19 protein-coding genes are annotated in these 23,804 nt (G+C 68.8%); 8 read left to right on the top strand and 11 right to left on the bottom strand.

Annotated elements, in window-relative coordinates; genetic code table 11:
* The first annotated feature begins 76 nt into the window (after window positions 1-76).
* Window positions 77-994, top strand: coding sequence for an NAD-dependent epimerase/dehydratase family protein (locus OG876_RS20390; RefSeq protein WP_328526475.1), 918 nt, complete (start codon window positions 77-79; stop codon window positions 992-994).
* A 120-nt stretch (window positions 995-1,114) separates the two neighbouring features.
* On the opposite strand, the gene OG876_RS20385 is transcribed toward OG876_RS20390, so the two are convergent.
* Together OG876_RS20385 and OG876_RS20380 are read right to left on the bottom strand one after the other, a co-directional pair.
* On the bottom strand, window positions 1,115-2,884 hold the full coding sequence (locus OG876_RS20385; RefSeq protein ID WP_328526474.1) for a S1C family serine protease: 1,770 nt from the start codon (window positions 2,882-2,884) through the stop codon (window positions 1,115-1,117).
* 123 nt (window positions 2,885-3,007) lie between these two features.
* Complete coding sequence (locus tag OG876_RS20380) at window positions 3,008-3,565, bottom strand: TetR family transcriptional regulator (RefSeq protein WP_328526473.1); 558 nt, start codon at window positions 3,563-3,565, stop codon at window positions 3,008-3,010.
* A 98-nt stretch (window positions 3,566-3,663) separates the two neighbouring features.
* Between OG876_RS20380 and OG876_RS20375 the strand changes: the two genes are divergently transcribed.
* Genes OG876_RS20375 through OG876_RS20365 form a run of 3 tightly spaced genes read left to right on the top strand, consistent with a single transcriptional unit; the run spans window position 3,664 to window position 6,013 of the window.
* On the top strand, window positions 3,664-4,494 hold the full coding sequence (locus tag OG876_RS20375; protein ID WP_328526472.1) for an oxidoreductase: 831 nt from the start codon (window positions 3,664-3,666) through the stop codon (window positions 4,492-4,494).
* 27 nt (window positions 4,495-4,521) lie between these two features.
* Window positions 4,522-5,373: an alpha/beta fold hydrolase gene (locus OG876_RS20370; RefSeq protein WP_328526471.1), complete on the top strand. Its 852-nt coding sequence runs from the start codon at window positions 4,522-4,524 to the stop codon at window positions 5,371-5,373.
* A complete protein-coding gene (locus OG876_RS20365; protein ID WP_328526470.1) occupies window positions 5,366-6,013 on the top strand; it encodes a TetR/AcrR family transcriptional regulator C-terminal domain-containing protein in 648 nt (215 codons plus the stop codon). The genes OG876_RS20370 and OG876_RS20365 overlap by 8 nt, the downstream gene beginning before the upstream one ends.
* Here the strand turns inward: OG876_RS20365 and OG876_RS20360 are convergent.
* Window positions 5,976-7,118 carry an epoxide hydrolase family protein gene (locus OG876_RS20360; protein WP_328526469.1) on the bottom strand — a complete coding sequence of 381 codons (1,143 nt, stop codon included), beginning with the start codon at window positions 7,116-7,118 and terminating at the stop codon, window positions 5,976-5,978. The two genes, OG876_RS20365 and OG876_RS20360, sit on opposite strands and share 38 nt — an antisense overlap.
* Window positions 7,119-7,179: 61 nt before the next feature.
* On the opposite strand from OG876_RS20360, the gene OG876_RS20355 reads away from it, so the two are divergent.
* Both OG876_RS20355 and OG876_RS20350 read left to right on the top strand, forming a co-directional pair.
* Window positions 7,180-8,124 carry a helix-turn-helix transcriptional regulator gene (locus tag OG876_RS20355; protein WP_328526468.1) on the top strand — a complete coding sequence of 315 codons (945 nt, stop codon included), beginning with the start codon at window positions 7,180-7,182 and terminating at the stop codon, window positions 8,122-8,124.
* A gap of 16 nt (window positions 8,125-8,140) precedes the next feature.
* Window positions 8,141-8,476: an alpha/beta fold hydrolase gene (locus OG876_RS20350; protein ID WP_328526467.1), complete on the top strand. Its 336-nt coding sequence runs from the start codon at window positions 8,141-8,143 to the stop codon at window positions 8,474-8,476.
* A gap of 3 nt (window positions 8,477-8,479) precedes the next feature.
* Here the strand turns inward: OG876_RS20350 and OG876_RS20345 are convergent, their stop codons facing one another.
* The 5 genes from OG876_RS20345 to OG876_RS20325 all read right to left on the bottom strand — a co-directional run bounded on the left by OG876_RS20345 (window position 8,480) and on the right by OG876_RS20325 (window position 15,132).
* A complete protein-coding gene (locus OG876_RS20345) occupies window positions 8,480-10,087 on the bottom strand; it encodes a phospholipase C (protein ID WP_328526466.1) in 1,608 nt (535 codons plus the stop codon).
* A gap of 20 nt (window positions 10,088-10,107) precedes the next feature.
* Window positions 10,108-11,304, bottom strand: coding sequence for an iron uptake transporter deferrochelatase/peroxidase subunit (gene efeB / locus OG876_RS20340; protein ID WP_328526465.1), 1,197 nt, complete (start codon window positions 11,302-11,304; stop codon window positions 10,108-10,110).
* On the bottom strand, window positions 11,301-12,425 hold the full coding sequence (locus OG876_RS20335; protein ID WP_328526464.1) for an EfeM/EfeO family lipoprotein: 1,125 nt from the start codon (window positions 12,423-12,425) through the stop codon (window positions 11,301-11,303). The genes efeB and OG876_RS20335 overlap by 4 nt, the downstream gene beginning before the upstream one ends.
* A gap of 104 nt (window positions 12,426-12,529) precedes the next feature.
* Window positions 12,530-13,438: a ribonuclease Z gene (locus OG876_RS20330; RefSeq protein WP_328526463.1), complete on the bottom strand. Its 909-nt coding sequence runs from the start codon at window positions 13,436-13,438 to the stop codon at window positions 12,530-12,532.
* Between the two features lie 5 nt (window positions 13,439-13,443).
* Window positions 13,444-15,132 carry an amidohydrolase gene (locus tag OG876_RS20325; protein ID WP_328526462.1) on the bottom strand — a complete coding sequence of 563 codons (1,689 nt, stop codon included), beginning with the start codon at window positions 15,130-15,132 and terminating at the stop codon, window positions 13,444-13,446.
* A 117-nt stretch (window positions 15,133-15,249) separates the two neighbouring features.
* Between OG876_RS20325 and OG876_RS20320 the strand changes: the two genes are divergently transcribed.
* Window positions 15,250-16,338: a C45 family peptidase gene (locus OG876_RS20320; RefSeq protein ID WP_328526461.1), complete on the top strand. Its 1,089-nt coding sequence runs from the start codon at window positions 15,250-15,252 to the stop codon at window positions 16,336-16,338.
* A 5-nt stretch (window positions 16,339-16,343) separates the two neighbouring features.
* Here the strand turns inward: OG876_RS20320 and OG876_RS20315 are convergent, their stop codons facing one another.
* A complete protein-coding gene (locus OG876_RS20315; protein ID WP_328526460.1) occupies window positions 16,344-17,048 on the bottom strand; it encodes a GntR family transcriptional regulator in 705 nt (234 codons plus the stop codon).
* Window positions 17,049-17,108: 60 nt separating this feature from the next.
* On the opposite strand from OG876_RS20315, the gene OG876_RS20310 reads away from it, so the two are divergent.
* Window positions 17,109-20,042 carry an aminotransferase class III-fold pyridoxal phosphate-dependent enzyme gene (locus OG876_RS20310; protein WP_328526459.1) on the top strand — a complete coding sequence of 978 codons (2,934 nt, stop codon included), beginning with the start codon at window positions 17,109-17,111 and terminating at the stop codon, window positions 20,040-20,042.
* A 7-nt stretch (window positions 20,043-20,049) separates the two neighbouring features.
* On the opposite strand, the gene OG876_RS20305 is transcribed toward OG876_RS20310, so the two are convergent.
* Both OG876_RS20305 and OG876_RS20300 read right to left on the bottom strand, forming a co-directional pair.
* Window positions 20,050-22,947, bottom strand: a complete 2,898-nt coding sequence (locus tag OG876_RS20305; protein ID WP_328526458.1) for an aminotransferase — start codon at window positions 22,945-22,947, stop codon at window positions 20,050-20,052.
* Between the two features lie 34 nt (window positions 22,948-22,981).
* Window positions 22,982-23,746, bottom strand: a complete 765-nt coding sequence (locus OG876_RS20300) for an SDR family NAD(P)-dependent oxidoreductase (protein ID WP_328526457.1) — start codon at window positions 23,744-23,746, stop codon at window positions 22,982-22,984.
* Between the last annotated feature and the right edge of the window lie 58 nt (window positions 23,747-23,804).

Below are 23,804 nucleotides of genomic sequence, written 5' to 3'. Positions count from 1 at the left end.
CCGGCCGGAAGTGGCCCAGGAAATCGTTCACCAACTGGACCACGATCGTCGTAGGTGAGCTGCCTACCGTGATCCCATGAGGATCTTCGTCGCCGGCGCCACCGGTGTGATCGGCCGCCATCTCGTTCCCCAATTGGTTGCCCAGGGCCACGAAGTGACCGCGCTCACCCGCCGGAACCACGTGGTCGCGGAGGGCGTCCGGACCGTCGTCGGGGATGTGTACGACGCTGCCGGGTTGCGCGAGGTGGTCGCGGCGGCCCGGCCGGAGGTGGTCTTCCACCAGCTGACCGACCTGACCTCGCGGGACTTCGCCGCCAACAGCCGCATCCGGCGTGAGGGCACCCGCAACCTGATCGACGCGGCGCTCTTCGCCGGCGTGCGCCGCGTGATCTCCCAGAGCATCGCCTGGGCCTACGAGCCGGGTGACGCACCCGCGGTGGAATCAACACCGCTGGACCTGGATGCCGCGGACGACCGCCGCCGCGCAACAGTCCGAGCCGTCGCGGCCCTGGAAGACATCACCGCCGAAGCCCCCGAATGGGTCGTCCTCCGCTACGGCACGCTCTACGGCCCTGACACCTGGTACACGAAGGGCGGCGCGATGGCAGATCTCGCCGCCGCCGGCGATCTTCCCACCGGCCCCGACATCACCAGCTTCCTCCATGTCCAGGACGCCGCGGACGCCGCCCAGGCCGCCCTCGACTGGCCAACCGGCCCGGTCAATCTCGTCGACAACGACCCAGCCCCCGCCACCACCTGGACCCCGCTCTTCACAGAGTCCGTAGGCGTGGACTCTCCCACCACATCCCCCAACGCCCTGGCTTCCACCACCCCCGGTGTGTCCGCTCCCGCACTGTCCCCGGCTGCGCCGGTCGTTGCGGCGGCCGCGGCCGGTCGGACGCCCTGGGCTCGTGGCGCTTCCAACGCGCACGCCCGGATCGATCTCGGGTGGTCGCCGGCGTACCCGACCTGGCAGACCGGCTTCTTCTCCTGAACATGCCGATCGGGCCCGGACTCTCTGGGGGACAGAGTGCCGGGCCCGATCGTTCGGTCCGCTTCAGCGGAGGGGTGCGCTGATGATGTCACCGGACCGGGTTCAGTTGTTGTCTGTCAGTCAGCGAACGGGGCCGGTGATCAACTCGATGGTTGCCTTGTGGGTCTGACCGGACTGGTCGACCCATCCGACCTCGACCTTGTCGCCGGGGTGCTGCTTGTTCAGGAGGGCCGACAGGGCATCCGGTGAGTCCACGGCGTGACCGTCGAACGAGGTGATCACGTCACCGGCGGTGATGCCGGCGTCGTCCGCCTTGCCGTCCGCAACCACGTCGCCGACCACGGCGCCCGTCGTACCGGGGCTCGTCTCGACCGAGATGCCGAGCATCGCCGACGCTCCGATGTGCACGGTGTCCGACGCCTTGCCGTTCTCGATCTGCTGGGCGATGTTCAGCGCGTCGTTGATCGGGATCGCGTAGCCCTCGGTCGTCGTCCCACTGCCGTTGCCGTTGCCGTTGCCAGAGCCGTTCCCGTTGCCGGAGCCGTTGCCCGATCCGTCGCCGTTGCCGGATCCGTCGCCGAACCCGTTGCCATTGCCCGATCCGTCGCCGAACCCGTTCCCGTTGCCGGAGCCGTCACCGAAGCCGGAGCCCGGGCCGAAGCCGGGGTTGCCGTCGCCGTTCCCGAATCCGTTGCCGTCCGCCGTCAGCGTCGCGGTGGCGGCGGAGCCGGTAGTGGCCGCGGTCTGGCCGAACTGGCCCTGCCCGCCGTTGTTGCTGCTGGATCCGGCGGTGTCGACGCCGATGACCTCGCCGGAGGCGTTCGCCAGCGGACCACCGGAGTCGCCGGCCTGGATGTTCGCGTCGGTCTGGATCAGGCCGGTGAGGTTCTCCGGGTCCTGCCCGCTCTCGTCGGTCGCGGTGATCGCCTGGTTCAGACCGGTCACCTGACCGGCCGCGAAGCTCGGCGTACCGCCGACGCCACCCGCGTTGCCGATCCCGACCACCTGATCCCCGAGCTTCACCTTGTCCGAGTTACCGGTCTTCGCGGTCTGCAACCCGGACGCGTCCTTCAGCTTCAGTACGGCGATGTCGTGGGAGCCGTCGTACCCGACCACACTCGCGTTGTACGTCTTCCCGTTGCCGATGTCCGTCACTGTGATCGACGTCGCACCCGCGATCACGTGGTGGTTCGTCAGCACCTCGCCGTCGGAGGTGAGCACGATGCCGGTGCCGGCCGCCCGCGCACCCTGGTACCCGAGCACGGTGTTCACGTCGACCAGGCCCGGCGACACCTTCGCGGCGACCGAAGCGGCATCGAACTGCTGCTGCGACAGCTGCGAGGTGTTCCCGCCGTTGTGCTGATCGATGCCCCAGGCAACCGATCCGGCGACGAGCGCCGCGGCCAGTCCCAGGCCCACAGTGCCGAACAACCGCCGCCGCCCACGCTTGCGCGGAGGCTGCTGCGGACCGAACGCGTGGAAATGCTGAGGTCCACCGTAGGGCCCGTGCCACGGACCCGCCTGCAGCGCACCGCCGTACTGCACGCCACCCTGCTGCGGACCGCCCTGCCACGTCGCCTGCTGCGGCGCGCCCTGATGGTGGCCGCCCTCATACTGCGGCCCCACCGGCTGCGCGCCTGCCTGCTGCGGACCCGCGTACTGCGGTCCCGCCGGCTGCGCGCCTGCCTGCTGCGGACCCGCGTACTGCGGGCCTGCCGGCTGCGCGCCTGCCTGTTGCGGTCCGGCATTCTGCGGTCCGGTGGGCTGTGCGCCAGGCTGCTGCGGAGTCGGCTGGGGAACACCACCCTGCTGTGGGCCGGCGTTCTGCGGCCCTGTCGGCTGCGCGCCGGATTGGTGTGCGGCGTGCTGCTGGTGTCCTGGATCCTGCACAGGCCCTTCTTCAGCGCCCTGCCGTCCCGTGCTGTCATTCATTGCGGTTGCCCTCTCAGCCAGTTCCCTCTGCATTCGAGTAGACCTCGCAAGGCTGAGAACTCCATCGAGCCAGCCAATGAATCAGCTGAGAATCTTCCGGACCGCCATCACAACCGCCCGGCGCCGCACGGATTCGTTCGGTACAGCAGCGATGTACTCCGGGTTCATCGACGACCAGCTGGTGGCGATCGCCTGGATCAGCGACAGCAGACTGACCGCCGTGAACTCCCGCGGCACCGCCCTCCGCCGCTGCCCCCGCTGCAGCTCGTCGAGCCGGCTCTGGTTGACGGCGAGGATCGCTTCCAGCGACTGACCCTCCGGCCGCTCGAGCCGGTACCAGACCGACAGCCGCAGGTGATCGGGATGCGCCTCGAAGTAGTCGAACACCCGCCCCGCGTACGCCGGCAGGTCCTCGGCATCGAACCCCACCTCCTCCAGATAGGCATCCACGGACGCGGTGAACACCGCGTCGAACAACCCGTCCTTGTTGCCGAAGTACGCATAGAGCATCGCCTTGTTGCATTCGGCGACCTCGGCGATCCGGCTCACCCGTGCGCCCGCGATCCCGCGCGCGGCGAACTCCTCGGTGGCGGCGGCGAGGATCCGCGTCTTGGTCCGGTCGGCGTTCCGCTGCTGCATGCCGCCAGCTTAGCAACCAACCGGTTAGTTGATTTCCAACCAACCGGTTGGTTAGCTTGGGGATGTATCCAACCGTTTGGTTAGTTAGGAATCCCATCATGAGCAAGATCTGGCTGATCACCGGCAGTTCCCGTGGGCTCGGCCGCGCCCTCACCGAGGCAGTCCTGGCCGCCGGCGACCGAGTGGTCGCCACCGCGCGCAAGCCTGAGCAGCTCGACGACCTGGTCGAGCAGTACGGCGAACAGGTCCGAGCGATCGCGCTCGACGTCACGGACGCCGGCGCCGCGCAGGCCGCCGTACAGACCGCGCTGGACGCGTTCGGCGGGCTTGATGTGGTTGCGAACAACGCCGGCTATGCGAACAGTGCGCCGATCGAGGAGACGACAGACGCCGACTTCCGGGCGCAGCTGGAGACGAATCTGTTCGGGGTGGTCAACGTCACGAAGGCTGCGCTTCCGGTGTTCCGGGAGCGGCGGGCCGGGCACTTTCTGCAGTTCTCGTCGATCGGTGGGCGGGTTGGCGGGACGCCGGGGATGGGGGCGTATCAGACCGCGAAGTTCGCCGTCGAAGGGTTCTCGGAGGTGCTGAGCAACGAGGTGAAGCCATTCGGGGTGAAGGTGACGATCGTCGAGCCGGGGGCGTTCCGGACCGACTGGGGTGGTTCGTCGATGACGATCGCTCCCGTGCACCCGGACTACGACTCGACCGTCGGCGCGATGAACCGCTACCGCCTGGAATCCGACGGTAAGCAACCGGGTGACCCCGTCAAGGCGGCCGCCGCCATCCTCGAGGTCGTCTCTCTGGACGAGCCGCCCCTCCGGCTGCTGCTCGGCCAGGACGCACTCACCCACGCGGACCGGTCCTCCCAGGCCCGTGCCGAAGAAGCCGCTGCGTGGGCTCACGTCAGCACCTCGACCGACTTCCCCTAGGCCCGAATGTATGTCTACACTGTAGATATGATCTACAGTGTAGACATCCCTGATGTGACGTTGCATGTCGAGCGGACCGGTGAGGGGCCGGTTGTCGTCCTCGTGCCCGGCGGCGGTGGTGATGCGGCCATGTACCGGGATCTGGTGCGGGAGTTGGCCCAGCGATTCACCGTGATCACCTTCGACCGCCGCGGCAACTCCCGAAGCCGCTGGAAGCACACCGAGCAATGCGGCGGGCTCACGGCGCAGGCTCGGGATGTGGTGGCGGTTATGGATGATGCCGGGGTGGAGCGGGCGTTCGTGTTCGGCAACAGTGCAGGGGCGCTCGTCACGCTCAGCCTGCTCACCTCGCACGCCGACCGGGTCGCCGGGGCGATCGTGCACGAGCCGCCCGTGATCCAGGTCCTGCCGGACGCGGCCGAGCGAGTGGCGTACTTCGACGACCTGGGCCGGATCACCCAGCGGGAGGGCGCACTGCCGGCGATGCTCAAGTTCGCCGCGGGCACGATGGACAAGCCGACCAGGTTGTTCGACACGAAGACCGGCCGCACGATCGGTGCGGCCGGGGTCGAACTGGCGAAGCGACTGACCCCCGGCAACGAGATGAACCGGTTGTTCGGCAACGCCGAGCTCTTGATGCGGTCCGAGATGCCCGAGTTCGTCCGGTACCGGCCGGACCTCGCCGCGTTGCGGCAAACCGACGTACGTTGGGCCTTCGGAGTGGGCGTGGCCAGCGAGGGCCGGTACTACAGTCGCCCCGCACGGCAGCTCAGCGCTGAGCTCGGCGTACCGTGTCTGGAGTTCCCGGGCGGTCATCTCGGTTATCAGCGGCACGCCGCGGAGTTCGCCCGCCGACTGGAAGAGTTCATCGATGGCTGACCGCACCCCGCCGACGCGGACCGTGCTCAACCGCGGCTACATCGCGGCGGTCGCGCTCGAGCTGATCGACCGGATCGGGCTGGCCAAGTTCTCGATGCGCAAGCTCGGTGCCGAGCTCGGTGCGGACCCGATGGCCGCCTACCGGCACTTCACCGACCAGGAGGATCTGTACGACGGCATCGCCGAGCTGCTGTTCGACCGGCTGGACACCGACTCATTGCCCTGGGCAAAGGGCTGGCGAGAGGTCTCGGCGGCGTACTGCGAAAGACTCCGCGACACGCTGCTCGGGCATCCGCACGCCGTCACGCTGTTCGCCTCCCGCCCGGTCCGCTCCCCCGCCGCCATTGCCACCGGCAACCGCATGATCGAGACCCTGACCGACGATGGCTTCACGCCGGCCGACGCGCTCCGGATCAGCCGGTCCCTTCGTGAGTTCACCGTCGGCCACGCCCTCACCATGGCCGTCCTCACCCTGGGCGCCGACCGCCGCAGCCGCAGGCCGGCGCCCACCGATCCCGCCTACAACCTCCTCGCCGAGGCCGCCGACGGCTCCACACCAGGCGACCACTTCCACCCCGGCCTGCAGGCCATGATGGACGGATTCAGCGGAGGTCGCGGAAGAACTCGCGGACGTCGCTGACCAGCAGATCAGGCTCCTCGAGGGCAGCGAAGTGGCCGCCGTGGTCGACGTCGGTCCAGCGGGTGATGGTGTTGTCCCGCTCGGCGTAGCGGCGGATGCAGACGTCGTGGGCGAAGGCCAGGACCGCGGTCGGCACTCCGGAGTTCTCGAGCTGGGTGCCCCACGGCTCCTGCTGCGCATAGCCGACGTACGCCGCTGAGCCCGCGGTCCCCGTGAGCCAGTAGATCATCGCGTTGGTGAGCAGCCGGTCCTTGCTGATGATTGCCTCGGGCAAGGTTTCGAGGGGGTACGTCCAGGCGCGGAACTTGTCCATGATCCAGGCCAGCTGGCCGACCGGGGAGTCGACCAGGCCGTAGGCCACCGTCTGCGGCCTGGTGGACTGGATCGAGATGTAGCCGAACTCCTTCTGCAGGAATCCGCCGATCCGCGCGATCCGGTCCTGCTCGAGCGGGGTGAGTGTCGCGAGCTCCTCCTCCGGCAACGGGAAGGGTGGCAGCGACGGCCCACCGTTGGTGTGGACCCCGACGACCCGGTCCCGGGCAGCACGCGCCACCGCCGGCGACACGGCCCCACCGATGTCACCGCCCTGGACGCCGTACCGCTCGTAGCCGAGCTGGTCCATCAACACCGCCCAGACCTGGCCGATCCGCTGCCGGCTCCAGCCGCTGTCCGACACCGGCCCGGAGAACCCGAACCCGGGCAGCGACGGGATCACCAGATGGAACGCGTCCGCGGCGTCACCGCCGTGCGCGACCGGATCGGTGAGCGGACCGATCAGATCGAGGAACTCGACGATGGACCCCGGCCACCCGTGCGTCAGCACCAGCGGCAAGGCGTCCGCCTCCGGTGACTTCACGTGCAGGAAGTGGATCCGCTGACCGTCGATCTCGGTGGTGAACTGCGGATACGTGTTGAGCTCCGCCTCCGCGGCCCGCCAGTCGTACTTGGTCCGCCAGTAGTCGACCAGCTCGGCCAACCAGGAGACCGGTACGCCGGTGTCCCAGTCGTCACCGGGCAGCGGTGCGGGGAGGCGGGCAGCGGCCAGCCTGGCCGCCAGGTCGTCGAGGGTGCTCTGCGGGATGTCGATGGTGAATGGCTTGATCATGTCTCGACTCTTTCATCTGGTTAGGACAGCTTCGGTCCTAACCAGATGGAAGAATCAAATCATGCTGGAAACCTCCGCGAGACTCCTCAAACTGCTGTCGCTCCTGCAGTCGCCGAGAGACTGGAGCGGCGCCGCGCTCGCCGCCGAGCTCGGCGTCGGGGTCCGCACGGTCCGCCGGGACGTCGAGAAACTGCGCAACCTCGGCTACCCGGTCGACGCCCTGCCAGGAGTGGCCGGCTACCGGCTCGGGGCCGGAGCCGCCCTGCCGCCGCTGCTCCTGGACGACGAGGAGGCGGTGGCAGTCGCGATCGGGTTGCGCGCGGCCGCGACCGGCTCCGTGGCCGGGATCGAGGAGTCGTCCGTCCGGGCGCTGACCAAGCTCGAGCAGGTCCTGCCGTCCCGGCTGCGTCACCGGATCAAGCTCCTCCAGGCGGTCGCCGTCACCCCGGCCGGCGGACCGTCGGTGCAGCCGGACGTGTTGCTGGCGGTCGCTGCCGCATCCCGCGATCACCAGCGCCTGCGCTTCGACTACCGCAACCACGACGGTACGGCGACAACCCGTACGACGGAGCCGCATCGGCTCGTGCACACGGGCCGGCGCTGGTACCTGGTCGCGTGGGACCTGGACCGCTCCGACTGGCGCACGTTCCGGCTCGACCGGCTGGAGCCGCGGATCCCGACCGGGCCGCGATTCACTCCGCGCGAGGTCCCGGACCTGGGGACCACCGCTCGTGGCATCGCCTCCGGTGGCTACCGGTACCAGGCCCGCTTCCTCGTCCAGGCGCCGGCCGAGCAGGTGGCGGATCGGTTCGCGCCGAGCGTCGCGACGGTGACTCCGGTCGACGCGACGACGACTCTGGTCGAGGCAGGCGCCAACTCTCTCGACGAGTTGGCTCTTCATCTCGGCCTGCTCGGACACCCGTTCGAGGTCCAGTCGCCGCCGGAGCTGATCGAGCACGTCCAAGGCCTGGCGACGCGCTTGGCCGCCTCGGTCACGCCGGCCTGAGCGGTAGCGTTCTGTCATGCTGCTTGCGGGGGTGGAGGATCGGTACGTCGAGACGGTGCTGGGCCGCATCCGGCTGAGAGTCGGCGGTTCCGGGCCGCCGATGCTGTTCTGGCCGAGCCTGCTGATGGACGGCACGCTGTGGTCCGGGCAGGTCGCGCACTTCATCGCTCGCTTCCAGGTCGTGCTCGTCGATCCGCCAGGGCATGGTGGCCGAGACCGAGGAGATGGCGGATTCGATCCCCGGTCCGCGCTTCGTCGTACTCGAGCAATCCGCTCATCTCGCGGTGCTGGAGTCTCCCGCGGAGGTGAACGCCCTGATCGACGATTTCTCGCCGACCAGGGCGGTCACTGAGGATCAGTGGTTGCTGACGACGGCCCCGGTCTTCGGGTCCAGGATCAGCTTCTTGTTGCTCGGGTGCTGCCGGAAGTCGAACATGCCGGTCAGGCTGCCGGCACGCTCGTCGAACGAGTGGTCGCCGATCCGGCCGGTCCGCCAGTTGTCCTCGATGAACTTCAGGATCGAGCTCTGGTCAGTCAGCGAGTGGTCGACGTGGTTGCTCTTCGCGTACGGGGAGACCACCAGCAGCGGCAGGCGCGGACCGTAGCCGCAGCGGTCGGCGTACCCGCCGGACACCGGGGCCTTGCCACACGTTGCCGCCTGGTCGAGCGCCGCGTCCTTGGAGCCGTTCACGGTCGGCGACTTCTGGTGGTCGTACCAGCCGTCGGAGTCGTCGTAGGCCAGGACGACCGCGGTCGACGCCCACTCCTTGGACTTCTGCAGCTGGTTGATCTCCTTGACCACAAAGGCCTGCTCGTCCAGCGGGTCGGAGTAGCCGGCGTGGCCGTCCTGGTACTCACCGGCCTTCAGGAAGCTGACCGCCGGCAGGTTGTTCGCCGCGACGGCCGCGTCGAAGTCCGACGTGTCGTACTGGTGGTTGGCCTGGTCGGTGTACCCGATGGCCTTCACCGAGCTCGGCAGCAGGTGCTTCGGGTTCGCCGTCGACTTGTAGTACTCGAACGGCTCGTGGTGCGGGCTGTAGTCGTTCGCCGCGATGCCGCCGACGTTCGCGTGCTGCGCGCCGCAGACGGCCTTGCCGTTGGCGGAGCCGGTCAGCTTGAAGCCGCCCTGGAACCAGCCCCAGGTGACGTGGCGCTGGTTGAGCAGGTCGCCGATGTTCTGCCCGTGCATCACGGCGAGGTTGTTGGCCGACTTGCCGTTGTTGTTGGAGCAGTCGTCGTAGTACGGGTCGGGGTCGTTGGTGATGGTGCCGATCCCGTTCTTGTCCGGCGACTGCACGGCGTACGCGTCAGTGGTCGGCTGGCCGGTCTTCGGGTCGACGGCCTGGCCGCCGTGGGTCTGCCCGGAGATCAGGTTCAGCGCGCCCGGGGTCGACGGGCCGTACACCGTGTCGAACGAGTTGTCGCTCAGCGCGTAGTGCTGGGCGTAGTTCCACATCGCGGTGACGGTGTTGCCGTCGTAGTAGTCCATCACCAGGCCCGGCTCGCCGAACAGCACGGGCTGGCCGGTGCACTTGTCCGTCTCGGTGTTCTCGACGAACTTGTCCATCTTGCCGCCGTTGACGGCCTTCTGCTCCGGACCGTAGCCGTGGTTCTGGTCGCAGGTCAGCGCCTGCGACGGCGCCAGCCGCTTCGGGTCGTAGGCGTTCGGGTTGTGCGTCAGCAACTGCTTCGACAGGCCGTTCACCTTGGGCGTGTGCCGATCCGCCGTGAACGGCGTGCCGTTCTCGTTGGTGGCCTTCGGGTACGTGCCGAAGTAGTGGTCGAACGAGATGTTCTCGCCGAAGATCACCACCACATGCTGGATCGGCGTGGTCGGGTGGACCACCTTGTACGAATAGGCGGCGTTGGCCACCTGATTGGTGTCGCCGCCGCTACAGCCGGCCAGCAACAAACCCGTCGCGGCCACAGCGGCCGTGGCTGCGACACGGAGTCTTGCACGCATGCCTTCTCCTTCTGAGTGACTCATGCAAGCAACGACCGCCCGAAGTGGTCGTTGCCGTCCCGTACACCGGGAAGCGCAAAGAAGTAGCCGCCACCGACCGGCCGGATGTAGTCGACGAGGGGCTCGTCGATCAGCCGGGTCTGCACGGCCTCGAACTGCCGGGCGATGTCCTGCTGGTAGGCGCAGAACAACAGCCCCAGGTCCAGGTCCCCGACCGAGTCGGTGCCCTTGTCGTAGTTGTAGCCGCGGCGCAGGAACTGGCTGGCCGCGGTCTCCGCGGTGCGCGGGTTGGCCACGCGGATGTGACTCGTCAGCGGGATCGCGCCGCCGGTCGGGTCGGCCGGGTAGTTGGGAAGATCGGTCTCGCTGTTGCCGTCCAGCGGCGCGCCGGAGTCCCGCCGCCGGCCGAACATGTTCTCCTGCTCGCCGACCGACACCCGGTCCCAGAACTCGACCAGCATCCGGATCTGGCGCAGCACCTGGTAGCTGCCGCCCGCGGTCCACGCCGGCTCGCCGTTGTTTCCCTGACCGACCCACACGAGCTTGTCGTGGTCGGCCGGCGCCGGCTTGACGATGCCGTCCTTGAAGCCCATCAGGTTGCGCTGCGCGCCGGACGGCCGCGGCGGGTTCTGGAAGCCGTCGACACGCCAGCGCAGCTGCATCGCGCCGCGGGTGTGCCGGGCGATGTCGCGCAGCGCGTGCAGCACGGTGTCGGTCTCCGACGCGCAGAGCTGCAGGCTCAGATCCCCGTGGCACTGGCTGTCGTCCAGGCTGTCGTTGGGGAATTCCTTCATCGCCGTCAGCTTCGCCGGCTTGCGGTCCTTGATGCCGTACCGGTCGTCGAAGAGCGACGCGCCGACGCCGACGGTGACCGTCAGGTCGTCGCCGGGCATGTCCGGGCCGAGTACGCCGGAGTCGGCCGGCGGGGCGGTGATGCCCAGCGGCGGCAGCGCGCCGCCCGCGGTCAGCAGCCGGGCCCGGTCGGTCAGCGTCGTGAACAGCTCGGTGAGCTCGCGCTTGTCCGCGGCGATCACGTCGAACGACGCGAAGATGGCCTGCTTCTGTGGGTCGGTGATGATGCCGGCCTGGTGCACGCCGTGGAACGCCACGGACGTCGACGTCGCCGCGTCGGCGGACACCGACAGCCCGGTCACCGCCGCCGCGCCCGCGCCGGCCAGCGCCCCGCGCAGGAAGGACCGGCGCCCGACGCCACTCATGAGCTCCTCCGCACTTCGCAGATGGCGGCGACGGGGGCGAGCAGTTCTAGCAGTTCGCCGACCGCGCCGTTGAGCTGTTCCCGGGTGGTCCGGTCCAACTGGTCGACGGGGGTGTTCTGGTGCGCGACCAGCAGCGCGCGCACCCGGCCTTCCCACATCTGCACCCGGGCCAGATCGGGGTCACGCGGCTCGAGCACCGGGTTGAGGATGGCCAGTACCTTGGCCGTGCCGTCGAGGTTGGCCAGCGCGGTGTTCAGCGACGTACCGCTGCCCTGGTCGTTCTCGCCGGTCAGCTCGAACTGGAGGGCGTTCTCCATGATCTCGTGGGCGCGCAGCCCGAGATCGTTCGGATCCACCTGGTCGTTGGGCAGGTCATGCTGCAAACCGTGCACGTCGGCGGCCAGCTGGTCCGCGATCGGCTTCAGCCCGACGGCGGAAGCGTTGTGCCACAGGCCCTTCTCCAGCGGATGGAAGCCGGCATCGGATCCGTCGATCGTGTCGGCGAAGTCGCCGAACGCGTCGTAGGCCGCGCCGAGCGAGTTGTACGCCAGGTGCGCGGGGAGCCAGTCGGCCCGGGCGGCATCCAGGTTGCCCGCGGCCACGTCGCGGCGCAGCTTGTCCGTCTTCGCGGCCAGGTCGGCCAGGCCGGCGGCGACCCCGGCCTCGTACAGCTTCACCAGCGGCAACATGTCGTTCTTGGTGACGGCGACCGCGGCCGGACCACCCTTCGCGTCGCCCGCAACGGTGACACTCGGACCGGTGATGGCCTCGGTGTCCTCGATCAGGCAGCGGATCGCGTACCGGCCGGCGCCGAGCTGCACGTCCATCGGCGCGCTCGTGTTCGGGCCCAGGCCCTCCACCTCGCCGTACACCTTGTTGCTGCTGACCTCGACCAGGTCGACCTCGGCGGCTGCGTCGCCGGCGTTGTGCAGAGTGAGCGTCTGCCGACCGGTCTTCGGGTCGGTCCAGCCCTGGCCGCACTGGCTGCGGGACACGGTGATCTCGGGCGGCCCACTGGCCGCGTTCGCGGAGCCCGCCCAGGGCCGCGACACCGCTACCGCCACCAACGCGCCGACACCGACCAGCGCGATCGCCGCCGGCAGCGGACGGGGAGTGCGCACGACGGGTCGCTCCTGATGGTCGGCAATTTATATTCGTGGGTGATGTTAATTGGGCTGTGACGGAACTCGGGCACTGTTGGCCCACTCGTCACGCACTGTTCGCCTTAGCGGCGGGACGGGACCGGGGTGCGGGTCAGGTCGGCGGCTACGACGATCTCGCCGGAGAACTCGGCGGCGGCCTCTTCGTGGAAGCGTTCGGGTTCGAGGTACCGCTGGGAGAAGTGGGTGAGGACGAGTTTGCGGACGCCGCATTCCTGGGCGACGCGAGCCGCCTGCCGGGCGGTGAGGTGGCCGAAGCGACGGGCCAACTCGGACTCCGCCGACAGGTACGTGGACTCGATGACGAGCAGGTCGGCGCCGGCTGCCAGGCGGAGCACGTTCTCACACAGCCGGGTATCCATGATGAAGGCGAACCGCTGACCTGGACGGGGTTCGCTGACGTCCTCGATCCGCACCGTCCGGCCGCCGACATCGAGCGAGCCGGCCTGCTGGAGACGACCGATGGCCGGACCAACGATGCCGAGGGCAGCGAGTTTGTCCGGCAGCATCCGGCGACCGTCGGGCTCGATCACCTGGTAGCCGAAGGACTCGATCGGGTGCTCCAACCGACGTGCCCACAACTGACCGAAGGGGCCGACGGAGAGCAGACCGTCCTCCTCGACCGGCTCCTCGACCAGGTCGGCGCGCTCGAAGAACGACGCGGCGTACCGCAGCCGGGTGAAGTATTTCTGACCCGACGCCGGATAGTGCGCCCGGATGGGATGCGGTACGTCGTCCAGCGACAGGCGCTGCACGATCCCCGGTACTCCGAGGCAGTGGTCGCCGTGGAAGTGCGTCACGCACAGCCGGGTGATCGCCCCGGCCGCGACCCCGGCGTACAGCATCTGCCGTTGCGTGCCCTCACCCGGATCGAACAGGAAGCCCTCGGTGTCCCACCGCAGGAAGTACCCGTTCTGCGTGCGTTCCCGAGACGGCACCTGACTACCGGTGCCCAGTACAACGAGTTCACGCACGAACCTCAGGCTAGTCGAGAGTGCACAAGCCGCCCACCGAGATACGTCTGCTCGACCCTGGCGCGCAGCAGCACCGACGGATCGTCACCCCGGATGTCCTCACTGAGGACCACCAGATCGGCGAGCTTCCCGGGCGTGATGGTGCCCTTGACGTCCTCCTCGTGCGAGGAGAACGCGGGGTTGGCGGTGTACGCGCGCAGCGCCTCGTCGATGGTGATCGCCTGCGCGGGGTGGAAGTGCCCGTCCCTGGTCGCGCGGGTCACGGCGACGTACATGTTCCGCAGCGGATCGATCTCCGCGACATGGGACTTGTTGAACGCCCCCGGGAAGTCCGAGACGACATTCAGTACGACGCCACTGTCGATGAACCGGCGCCACGCGAAGGCGTTCGCCGAGCGATCGAGTCCGAGTGCCTCGTCGAGATTCCTGGAGTAGAGCGCCAGGTGGTCGGACGTCACGTCGGCGACCAGGCCGAGCTCACCAGCCCGTGCGAAGTCGTCCGCGGCGACATGCCAGGCGTGGATCAGCCGATGCCGCCGCTCCCGCGAGCCGTTGACCTGGGCCGCCCGTTCGAACGCGTCGATCGCGATCCGGGCACCTCGATCTCCCTGCACGTGGACCCCGATGTCGAACCCGGCCGCATCCCCGGCCTCCACGAGTCGCGCGAACCGCTCCTCGCCGACGAACCGGTACGACCAGCCGTCGGTCAGCCCAGTCCCCGCGGCGCCGGCCGGATCGAACGGCGGAAGCATCGCACCGCTGTCGATGAAGATCTTCAGCGCACCGAACCGCAGCCAGTCGTCGCCGGTCTTCGGCGTGATCCCGTGGTCCGCGAGCGCCTCGAAGGTGTCCAACGGCAAGAACGCGTACACCCGCACCGAGAGCTCACCGCGATCCGCAAGACTCTGGAAAATCTGGGCGTTCGAGAAACTGCGCTCCAGGAAGACCGGCGGGATCGTCTCCTCGGTCACCGCCGGGAGCCGGGCGATGTCGTGGATCGACGTGATGCCGACCGCGTTGAGCTGTGCCATCACGCCCTTGGCGCCGACCAGCTTCTGTTCCAATGAGATCGGACTGACCAACCGCTGCAGGAACTCGCCGGCCTGCCCGTACACCATTCCGGTCAGCTCACCGGACGCGTCCCGGCCGAACCGGCCGCCGCGCGGATCCGGCGTACGGCGATCGATCCGAGCCACCTCGAAGGCCTTCGAGTTCGCGAAGTACTGATGATCCGCACGCCGGATCAGCAAGGGATTGTCCGGTGTCAGCGCGTCGATCTCGGCCAGCACCGGCTCGAGCAATGGCGGCGGCGAGGCCTGCGTCGAGGCGAAGTCACCGAGATCTCCGCCGGTGATCCAGATCCCGGCCGGGAGCCGTTCGACCGTCGCCGCCACGCGTTCGGCGAACACGGCCTGGTCGTTCACGTCGGTGAGCGGGACCTGGAAGTACCAGTCGACCGCGTTCTCGAAGTGCGTATGGGCGTCGTTGAAGCCGGGGCACACCATCCGCCCGGCCAGGTCGACGAGCCGCGTCGCCGGGCCGGCCAGCGCCCGGATCTCGGTGTCGTCACCCACCTTCGCGATGCGGTCCCCCACGATCGCCACGGCAGTCGCGAGCGGTTGCGCCGGATCGGCGGTCCACACGGTCCCGCCGTACAGGATCAGGTCGGCAGGGTCGACGGCGGAGGTGGTCATCAGGCGGTGGCTCCTCGGGCGGATCGGAAGGTTCCGGCGATACGATCTGGACACGACGGTAATGCGCGTTACATTATTGAGTCAATGGTTGCCGAAGACGGTCCCCGAGGAGTTCAGGTGCAGAGTCCGCGAGTCATCGAGGTGTCGAGCCCGTCAGCGCACGAGCGCGGCGTCCAGTACGGGAGTGCTGCGGCCGACCTGATCGCCCGGGCGATCGACTACTACCGCGCGGGCTTCGCCCATCAGGCCGGCCTCGGGTGGGATCAGGTCCTCGATCACATCCAGCCCTGGCAGCTGCTCATCGAGCGGGACTTCCCGGAGATCCTGGAGGAGATGGTCGGCGTCGCGGCGGGAGCCGGCGTGCGGCTCGCGGACATCCTGGCCCTCAACTGCCGGGGCGAGATCATCTACGACAACTGGTTCCACGAAGCGACCGACGGTTGTACGTCGTTCGCACTCACCGACGACGCCGCGGGAGACGGCCACGTCTACGCCGGCCAGAACTGGGACTGGCGCCACGCAATCCGCGACACCGTCGTCGTACTGCGGGTCGTGCAACCGCCCAAGCCCACGCTGATCATGCAGGTCGAGGCCGGCCAGATCGGCCGCCACGGCGCGAACTCGACTGGTCTCGCCCTCAACGCGAACGGACTCGGCGGGCGGTTCGACGACGCGGTCGGCATGCCGCAGACGATCATCCGGCGCGCGGTCCTGGACGCGCCCAACCTCGCCGACGCTCTCAAGATCCTGACCTGGACCAAGGCGCACATCCCGAGCAACGCGCTGGTGACGCATCGCGACGGGTTCGCTATCGACATCGAGACCACGCCCGGCGGACATGGCTGGGAGTACGCCGTGAACGGCCTCCTTGTGCACGGCAACCACTACCAAGTCCTCAGCGACCACCACCGCCTGGTGTCGCCCGACTCACTCATCCGCGTTCCCCAAGCACGCAAGGGCCTGGCGAAGGCCGCCCTCTGCGAGAAGTCAGCGGACGTTCGTACGGCGATCCACGCAGCGATGTCGGATCACCTCGGGCATCCCGACTCCCTGTGCGCTCATCCGGACGAGCGCATGCCGGCCGTCGAGCAATGGTCGACGACGCTGTCCAGCTGCGTCGACCTCACCACCGGCGAGTACTTCGTCGCTCCCGGATCACCGTGCGAGAGCCCGTACGAGCTGATCCCGTTCAACCTCTACCAATGACCGTCTCACTGCGCACTGAGCCCGGTCACGTCCAGGCTGTCGACCGCGCCGACCAGCAACTCCTCGTTGGCGAGCGCGTGCTCCTCGACCAGACGACCGGCCTTGGTCGCGTTCCGCTCGAGGAACGCGGTCAGGATCTCCCGGTGCTCGTCGAGGGCCTCCTCGGGGCGACGGTCCGACTCCCGGTAGGTGGACTCGAGGATCGAGAGGGCATAGCGCATCTCGACCGCGATGCCGGCGAAGAACTCGTCCACGCGGGCGCTGCCGTTCAACCCGACCACGGCCTGGTGGAAGGCGAGATCACGCCGTACGACGTCGTCGGCGCTGCCCGAGCGGGTCGCGGCCTCGAGGTCGCCGAACGCGTCCCGGAGCTCCTGCAACTGCTGGTCGGTGAGCCTCTTCGCCCGTCGTGCGGCCGATCCTTCGAGCGTCCGGCGCACGCGGTACAGATCCCGGATGTCGTCCTCGGAGAACAGCACGACCCGGGAACCCTTGTGCCGGTAGTGCCGGACGATCCGCTCCCGGGCCAGCACACCCAGCGCGTCCCGGACGGTCCGCCGGGAGACGTCGAACTGCTCGGAGAGCGCCTCTTCGCGCAACTGCTCCCCCGGCGTCAGGGAGCCGTCCATGATCAGCTCCCGCAGCACCGACGCGACCTCTTCGGCCGTCGTCCCGCGACTCAGGGCCGGGGTGCGTCCGGTCACCGGCATGACGGCTTCCTCCCTTGCCTCCAAATTGGTCACCAATATAGCGAAGGTGTGTGAGCGATCGTGACGTCGGCCGCCGAGTGGAGTTCAGCCGCGATCGCCGAGGTTCTCGGCGAGCAGTTCGGGCTGCAGGTAGTGACGGTGTCTGCGCTGGGCGGGGAGATCGACCAGAACTCGGCCGTGGAACTGCGGGACGGCTCCCAAGTCGTGGTCAAGGTCTCGCGTGCCGATCCGGAGCTGATCCGTTGGCAACACGAGCTTCTCCGCCTGGCCGGACGGGACGACGTACTCGGGCCGGTGAAAGTGCCGACGATGCTCGCGGCCCGCAACGGCGACACCGTCGTCGCCGTCGACCGCGACGGCTCACACCGCTTGGTGACCGTGCAGACGTGGATGCCCGGCACGACCCTGTCGAAGCTCGGCACCCACTCGACGGGCCTCCTGACCGAACTCGGCTCTACCGCCGCGCGAATGGTGAGCGCCCTCACCGAGGCACCGGACCGGCCGGGCGAAACACGCCACCACTGGGACCTCCTGCGCGCGCCGGAAGCCATTGCCCAAGGCATCGACTCGGTCGAGGACCGGAACCGGATCGCCGAGGTGCGCAGGATCCTCTCCTGGTTCACCCGAGCACTGGACGACCACCAGGAATCGCTGCCGACGTCAGTGGTCCACCACGACCTCAACGACTTCAACCTCCTGGCCCGGCGTGCTCCGGACGGCCGGCACCACGTGCACGCCGTACTGGACTTCGCCGACGCCCTCCACACCGCGCGGATCAGCGAGCTCGCGATCGCCGTCGCCTACTCAATGCTGCGCAAGCCGAATCCACTGAGTGCGGCCGCGGCCGTCATCCGTGGGTACGCCGCCGAGCTCGACCTCACCGATGCCGAACTCTCGGTGCTCTATCCGCTGGCCGCGGCCAGGCTGTGCGTGAACGCGGTGACCTGGACCAAGCGGTGCGCGCAGTCCGGCCATGCGTACGGGCACGATCGGATGCGGCACACCTGGCCCGCCATCTCGTTGCTAGCGGCAACTCCGCCGGAATTGGCCGAGATCGTCTTCCGGGAAGCGGCGGGCGCGCCGGTCGATCCGCCCGCACCGCTCCAAGTCCCCGAGGCGCGCCGTGCGCTGCCGCACCTCGACCTCCTGCCGTTCGACCCGGCCCACGAGATCATCACCGGCATCCTGCCGGGCTCGGCGCGCGTCGGCCGGCATCTGCAGGCCGACGCCGGCACCTCCGCCCGGCGGTCGACCGAGGGCGGCGAGGCGGCGACGCTCCGGCTCGGCGTGGAGATCAAATCGGCCGAATCCTTCCGGGTCCTCACCCCGCTGGCCGCGATCGTCGAACGACGCGGCCGCGGTACGGCGGTCGACGGGCTCGCGTACGGACCGTTCCTCGTTCTCCGCCACGAGCGCGACGGCGCGGAGACGATCTGGTCGCGGTGGACCGGTCTCAGCTCGTCGCTCAGACAGGGCGCCTCGGTCCGCCCCGGCGAGCTGATCGGGGATACCGCCACCGGGCGCTCGGACTGGGCGCCGGCCGCTCTGCACGTGGCGATCTTCCGCTCGCTCGAGACGGCCCTGATCGCCGAGCGGGTCCTGGTTCCGCCGTCGGAGGCCGCCGCCTGGGCTCGCGTGTCACCCGATCCGTGGGAATTCCTCGGTCTTGGCGACGATTGGCGATCCGACGCCGACACCGAAGGCAGCACAGAACGGTTGCTGGCCACTCGCGAGACCCACTTCGCCCGCTCGCAGCGCTCGTACTACGACCACCCGATGACTCTGGTCGGCGGCCGCGGCGCCTGGCTGTTCGACGAGTTCGGCCGGAGCTACCTCGACACCATCAACAACGTAAGTCACGTCGGCCACGGCAACCCTCGCGTGGTGGCGGCCGCCACTTCGCAACTGCACCGGCTCAACACCAACAGCAGATTCGTGTACCCAGGAATTGCGCAGTACGCCGAGCGCCTCGCAGCACTCCTGCCCGATCCGCTCGAGGTCGTCTTCTTGGTGTGCAGCGGCAGTGAGGCCAACGACCTCGCTATCAGGATGGCCCGGCACGTCACCGGCCGGACGGACGTCTTGGTGGTCGACGGCGCGTACCACGGGAACACCTCCGTCCTCACCGGCCTGAGCCCCAACCGCTACAAGGGACCAGGCGGCACCGGCCCGGATCCGACCACCCACGAGGTCGAGCAGCCCAACCTGTACCGCGGCCAGTTCACGTACGGCGATGCCGCCGCCGGCCCCAAGTACGCCGCCGACGTCAAGCGGCGGGTGGATCGGCTGGTGGCCGACGACCGTCCACCGGCGGCCTTGATCGCGGAGTCGGCGATGGGAACGGCCGGGAGCATCTTCTACCCCGACGGCTACCTCGAGCGGGCGTTCGCGGCCGTGCGGACCGCCGGCGGCCTGTGTATCGCGGACGAGGTGCAGGTCGGGTTCGGCCGCTTCGGCGACGTGTTCTGGGGATTCCAGAGCCAGTGCGTGGTTCCCGACATCGTGACCATGGGCAAGCCGATCGGCAACGGCCATCCGATGGCCGCGGTGGCGACGACCCGGGAGATCGCCGACGCCTTCGACACCGGCATGAAGTACTTCAACACCTTCGGCGGCAACCCGGTGTCGTGCGCGATCGGAACCGCCGTACTGGACGAGATCGCCGCGCAGGGCCTGCAGGAAGGGGCTGCTGACACCGGGCGGCACTTCGTCGACGTCCTCACGGACCTTGCCGCCAAGCACGAACTGATCGGCGATGTCCGGGGGCACGGCCTGTATCTCGGTATCGAACTGGTCCGTGACCGGGAGACCAAACTGCCTGCCGCCGACGAGGCTTCGCTGATCAGCGAGCTGATGAAGGACGAAGGCGTGATCGTCTACCCGACCGGTGCCGACGGCAATGTCCTGAAGATCAAGCCACCGATGACGTTCACCGCCGACGACGCGGACCTCTTCGCCTCGGTCCTCGACGAGATCCTCAGCCGCGACTGGTGACCGGGGGCTACCAGCCCTCGGTCAGCACCCGGTCGAGCGTGTCGGCGAAGAAGTCGGCATCGGCGACGCCGATCCCCAGCGGTGGCTTGATCTTCAGCACGCACAGCCGATCGGAGGTCGGCTGCATGATGACGCCGAGCTCCCGCATCCGCTCACAGATCGCCGCCGTCTCCTCCGGAGCCGGCTCCAGGGTGTCGCGGTCCCGCACCAACTCGACACCGAGGTAGAGGCCCATTCCGTGGACCGCGCCGATGATGGCGTGGCGATCTGCGAGCTCGAGCAGCCTACGCCGCAGGTGCGCCCCGACGTCGCGAGCATTCTGTTGCAGCCGCTCGTCACGCAGTACGTCGAGAACCGTCAGCCCGGCCACACAGCTGACCGGGCTGCCGCCGGCCGACGAGAAGAAGTACCCCTGGCTCCGGTAGCCGTCGGCGATCGCCTTGGTGGTGATGACCGCGCCGAGCGGGTGACCGTTGCCCATCGCCTTCGCGACCGTGACGATGTCGGGCACCACACTTTGTTGCTCGAAGCCCCAGAAGTGCTCGCCGAGCCGGCCGTAGCCGACCTGGACCTCGTCGGCGATGCACAGGCCGCCGGCCCGCCGTACGGCTTCGTAGACCCGCGCCAGGTAGCCATCCGGGAGAGCCATTCCACCCGCGTTTCCGTAGTACGGCTCGGCCAGGAATGCGGCCGGCGGCCGGGCCAAGGCAGCGATCGCGGTGACGGCGTCCTCGGCGTAGCGGTGGGCCTGCGCGCCCCGATACTGACCGCGGTACGCGTTCGGAGCCGCGACCGGGTGGACCCAGGACGGCCTGCTCTCGAGGGCGTTCGGGTTGTCGGCCACCGAGGTCGAGACGGCATCGGTCGCGTCGGACCAGCCGTGGTACGCCTCCCGCAGTACGACGGTGTCGCGCCGGCCGGTGTTCGCCCACGCCAGCCGCAGCGCGAGGTCGACCGCCTCGGTGCCGCTGTTGACCAGGAACACGGTGTCGAGCGGATCCGGAAGCAGCGCCGCGAGCCGCTCGGAGAACTCCACGACAGCGCGGTAGTGGAAGCGCGAGTTCGTGTTGAGCAACCGCCACTGCTGCTCGATCGCACCGGATAACCGCGGATGTCCGTGACCCAGGATCGACACGTTGTTGACCATGTCGAGGTAGGATCGGCCGTCGACGTCGTACAGGTGATGCCGCCAGCCGCGCTCGATCCGGGGCGGCTCGCGGAAGTAGTGCTCCTGGACCGGCGCGAACGACGAGTCCCGCCGGGTCAGCAGTTCCCCGGCCGAGTCCTCCGGTTGGCCGGCGTACGCCGGATCCACGAGCGACGTCGGATCGGGACACACCTGGGCCCACGCATCCGCCAGCGATGCGGGCACGAAGAACGGCGGCCGGGTCTGGTCGCGGCCCACCTGCACCCGCGTGCCGCCGGCGCTCAGGCGGCCGATCGGTGCGCCGGCTTGGACCGCGACACCCGGCACGATCTCGAGGTCGGGTCCGCTCAGCCACAACGTCAGGCCATCAGCCGCGTGGAAGCCGACCGCATCGCTGTGCCGCTCGATGACGGCGTCCCACGGCGCCCGGAGCTCGAGCGGCTCCGTGCTGAACAGCTCGACGCCGAGCCCGACCGTGGCGGGCGAATCGAACGAGTTCAGCCGGGTGCGCGTCAGCCGGGGCTGCAGGAACGGCACGTAGGCGACGGTCGCTTGGTCACCGGCGAGGATCTTCGCGGCGACCAGGGACTCCGCTCGCTCGTCCAGGAACGCACCGCCGTGCAGCTCCGCGCTGGTTGTCGACAAGTCGAGTCGCACCGGCTGGGAATCGCTGTGCAGCAACGGATATCCCGCTACGACCGGCCGTTCGGTGCGAGATCGCACGGAAGAGCGGACGAGCGCCGTCATCACGTCCAGTGGTACCGAGGTCGCTTGCTCGAAGATGCGCCACTCGCGGTCGAGATTCTTGACCGCGTACTCGTTGTCCGGATCGATGTGCGCCTGCTGCTGCCCGCTCACCATCAGCGCGGCAGCCCGCAGTACGACGAGCGGCCACAGCGCGACCAGTTCGTCGTCGGAGATCGCCCGGACCCGGTCGAAGGCCCGGATCGCGGGGAGGATCGTGGTCAGATCGCCGTACTGCAGGAGCGAGGAGCAGGTCACGGCCAGCTCGGCGATCGCCCAGCTCTCCATCAGATCCCCGAAGTCGATGACACCGATCGGACGCGGACGCCCGTCGACGCCGAGCACGGCAACGACATTGTCGTCGGTCAGATCGCCGTGGATGACCTGCGTGGGAAGGCTGTCGCGAACTGACGCCAACGCCTGGCTCGCCGCAGCGGCCGCAGACCGGGCCGCCTCGGCACCTCCTGGTACGGCGACGAAGTCCGCCAACCGAGCCACGACCTCAGGCGCATGACGCAGATCCCATTGCAGCGCCCGCGCGGGTACGACGCCGTCGAACGACGCCAACGCCCGTGTCGTGCGCCCGGCCAACTCGCCGAGCGAGCCGACCACCGACGGCGCCAGGTAGCGATGAGCGCTGAGAATGTTGCCCTCGACAAATGTCACCAGCCGCGCCGCGGTCGTCTCACTCCCCAGCGTCAGCTGCTGGATCGGCAACCCGTCGCGCCCGGCCAGTCCGACTGGTACGTGAATCCCGGGTTCGCAGTGGGCCACATGCGCAGCCGCGGCGTACTGCGCGGCGAGATCCTCAACCGTGAAGGCCGGATTGGACACCTTCAGTACGTACTTCCCGGCGGATGCCTCGATCAGGAAGTTGGCGTCCTGCTGGCTGCCGAGCTCGGTGACGGCACCCTCGATGCCGTAGCGCTCCTGGACGAACCGCCCGGCCTGCGCGGCGGAGATGTCGGGGCTCGGCAGAGCAGCCTGCGTGAAGAAGTCGAAGGCCTGGGTCATGGAGCCGCCTCCGGAGGCGTGGCATTCAACACGGTCATGCGCGCTCCTCAGCGATCGAGTTGCCTCCGTCGACGACGAGGCACTGGCCGGTCAGATAGGCCGCGGACGGCGTGCTGAGATAGCCGATGAGGCCGGCCACTTCCGCTGCGGTCCCGCTCCGGCCCACCGGCGTCCGGAGTCCTTGCTCATGTTCGTACGGCGTCTGTGAGTCGGTGGCGATCCATCCGGGGGCCACCGCGTTGACCGTGACACCAGCCCGAGCCGAATCCACTGCGAGTCCGCGAACCAGTCCGACCACGCCGGCCTTCGCCGCGCCGTACGCGATCTCGCCGTTCATGGCCATCAGCGGGCCGGTCAGGCTCGCCACCATCACCAGCCGTCCGGCTCCGGACGACTCCAGAGCAGGCAGTACTGCCTTGGCGAAGAGGAACGCAGCGTCGAGGTTGCGGGACAGGCTTGCCCGCCACGTCCGCAACGACATGTCCGTGATCCGGCCCGCCTCGGGCTCTGGCTGCGCCACCGAGGTCATTCCCGCGCAGTGCACCGCGATGTCCAGCCGGCCGAAACGCATGATCGCCTCGTCGGCGATCCGGCGCGAGGTGGCCTCGTCCGTCAGGTCACCCGCCACCGCGGCAGTGCCTGCAGGAAGCTCGGCGGCCCGTTCGTGCACTCGCTCACTGCCACCCGAGACCACCAGGGCGGCACCCATCGCGCTCAGCAGCCCGGCCACCGCGAAGCCGATCCCGCGCGGTCCCCCGACCCCGGTCACCGCCGCCGCTCTGCCGTGCAGGTCGAGCATTCGCGGCCACCTTCCAAGATTGGTCACCAATCTAGCACGATGACCATCCGGCGGCAAT

This window comes from Kribbella sp. NBC_00359 (assembly GCF_036097425.1).
Classification (GTDB): Bacteria; Actinomycetota; Actinomycetes; order Propionibacteriales; family Kribbellaceae; genus Kribbella.
This window is presented reverse-complemented; position numbering and strand designations above follow the sequence as displayed.

What these genes read in the sequence shown, in the direction of transcription:
- OG876_RS20360 (WP_328526469.1), bottom strand. Translation starts at nt 7,118, where the DNA reads ATGATCAAGCCATTCACCATCGACATCCCGCAGAGCACCCTCGACGAC.
- OG876_RS20350 (WP_328526467.1), top strand. Translation starts at nt 8,141, where the DNA reads ATGCTGCTTGCGGGGGTGGAGGATCGGTACGTCGAGACGGTGCTGGGC.
- OG876_RS20305 (WP_328526458.1), bottom strand. Translation starts at nt 22,947, where the DNA reads ATGACCCAGGCCTTCGACTTCTTCACGCAGGCTGCTCTGCCGAGCCCC.
- OG876_RS20345 (WP_328526466.1), bottom strand. Translation starts at nt 10,087, where the DNA reads ATGCGTGCAAGACTCCGTGTCGCAGCCACGGCCGCTGTGGCCGCGACG.
- OG876_RS20315 (WP_328526460.1), bottom strand. Translation starts at nt 17,048, where the DNA reads ATGCCGGTGACCGGACGCACCCCGGCCCTGAGTCGCGGGACGACGGCC.
- OG876_RS20375 (WP_328526472.1), top strand. Translation starts at nt 3,664, where the DNA reads ATGAGCAAGATCTGGCTGATCACCGGCAGTTCCCGTGGGCTCGGCCGC.
- OG876_RS20390 (WP_328526475.1), top strand. Translation starts at nt 77, where the DNA reads ATGAGGATCTTCGTCGCCGGCGCCACCGGTGTGATCGGCCGCCATCTC.
- OG876_RS20325 (WP_328526462.1), bottom strand. Translation starts at nt 15,132, where the DNA reads ATGACCACCTCCGCCGTCGACCCTGCCGACCTGATCCTGTACGGCGGG.
- OG876_RS20355 (WP_328526468.1), top strand. Translation starts at nt 7,180, where the DNA reads ATGCTGGAAACCTCCGCGAGACTCCTCAAACTGCTGTCGCTCCTGCAG.
- OG876_RS20370 (WP_328526471.1), top strand. Translation starts at nt 4,522, where the DNA reads ATGATCTACAGTGTAGACATCCCTGATGTGACGTTGCATGTCGAGCGG.
- OG876_RS20365 (WP_328526470.1), top strand. Translation starts at nt 5,366, where the DNA reads ATGGCTGACCGCACCCCGCCGACGCGGACCGTGCTCAACCGCGGCTAC.
- OG876_RS20380 (WP_328526473.1), bottom strand. Translation starts at nt 3,565, where the DNA reads ATGCAGCAGCGGAACGCCGACCGGACCAAGACGCGGATCCTCGCCGCC.
- OG876_RS20300 (WP_328526457.1), bottom strand. Translation starts at nt 23,746, where the DNA reads ATGCTCGACCTGCACGGCAGAGCGGCGGCGGTGACCGGGGTCGGGGGA.
- efeB (WP_328526465.1), bottom strand. Translation starts at nt 11,304, where the DNA reads ATGAGTGGCGTCGGGCGCCGGTCCTTCCTGCGCGGGGCGCTGGCCGGC.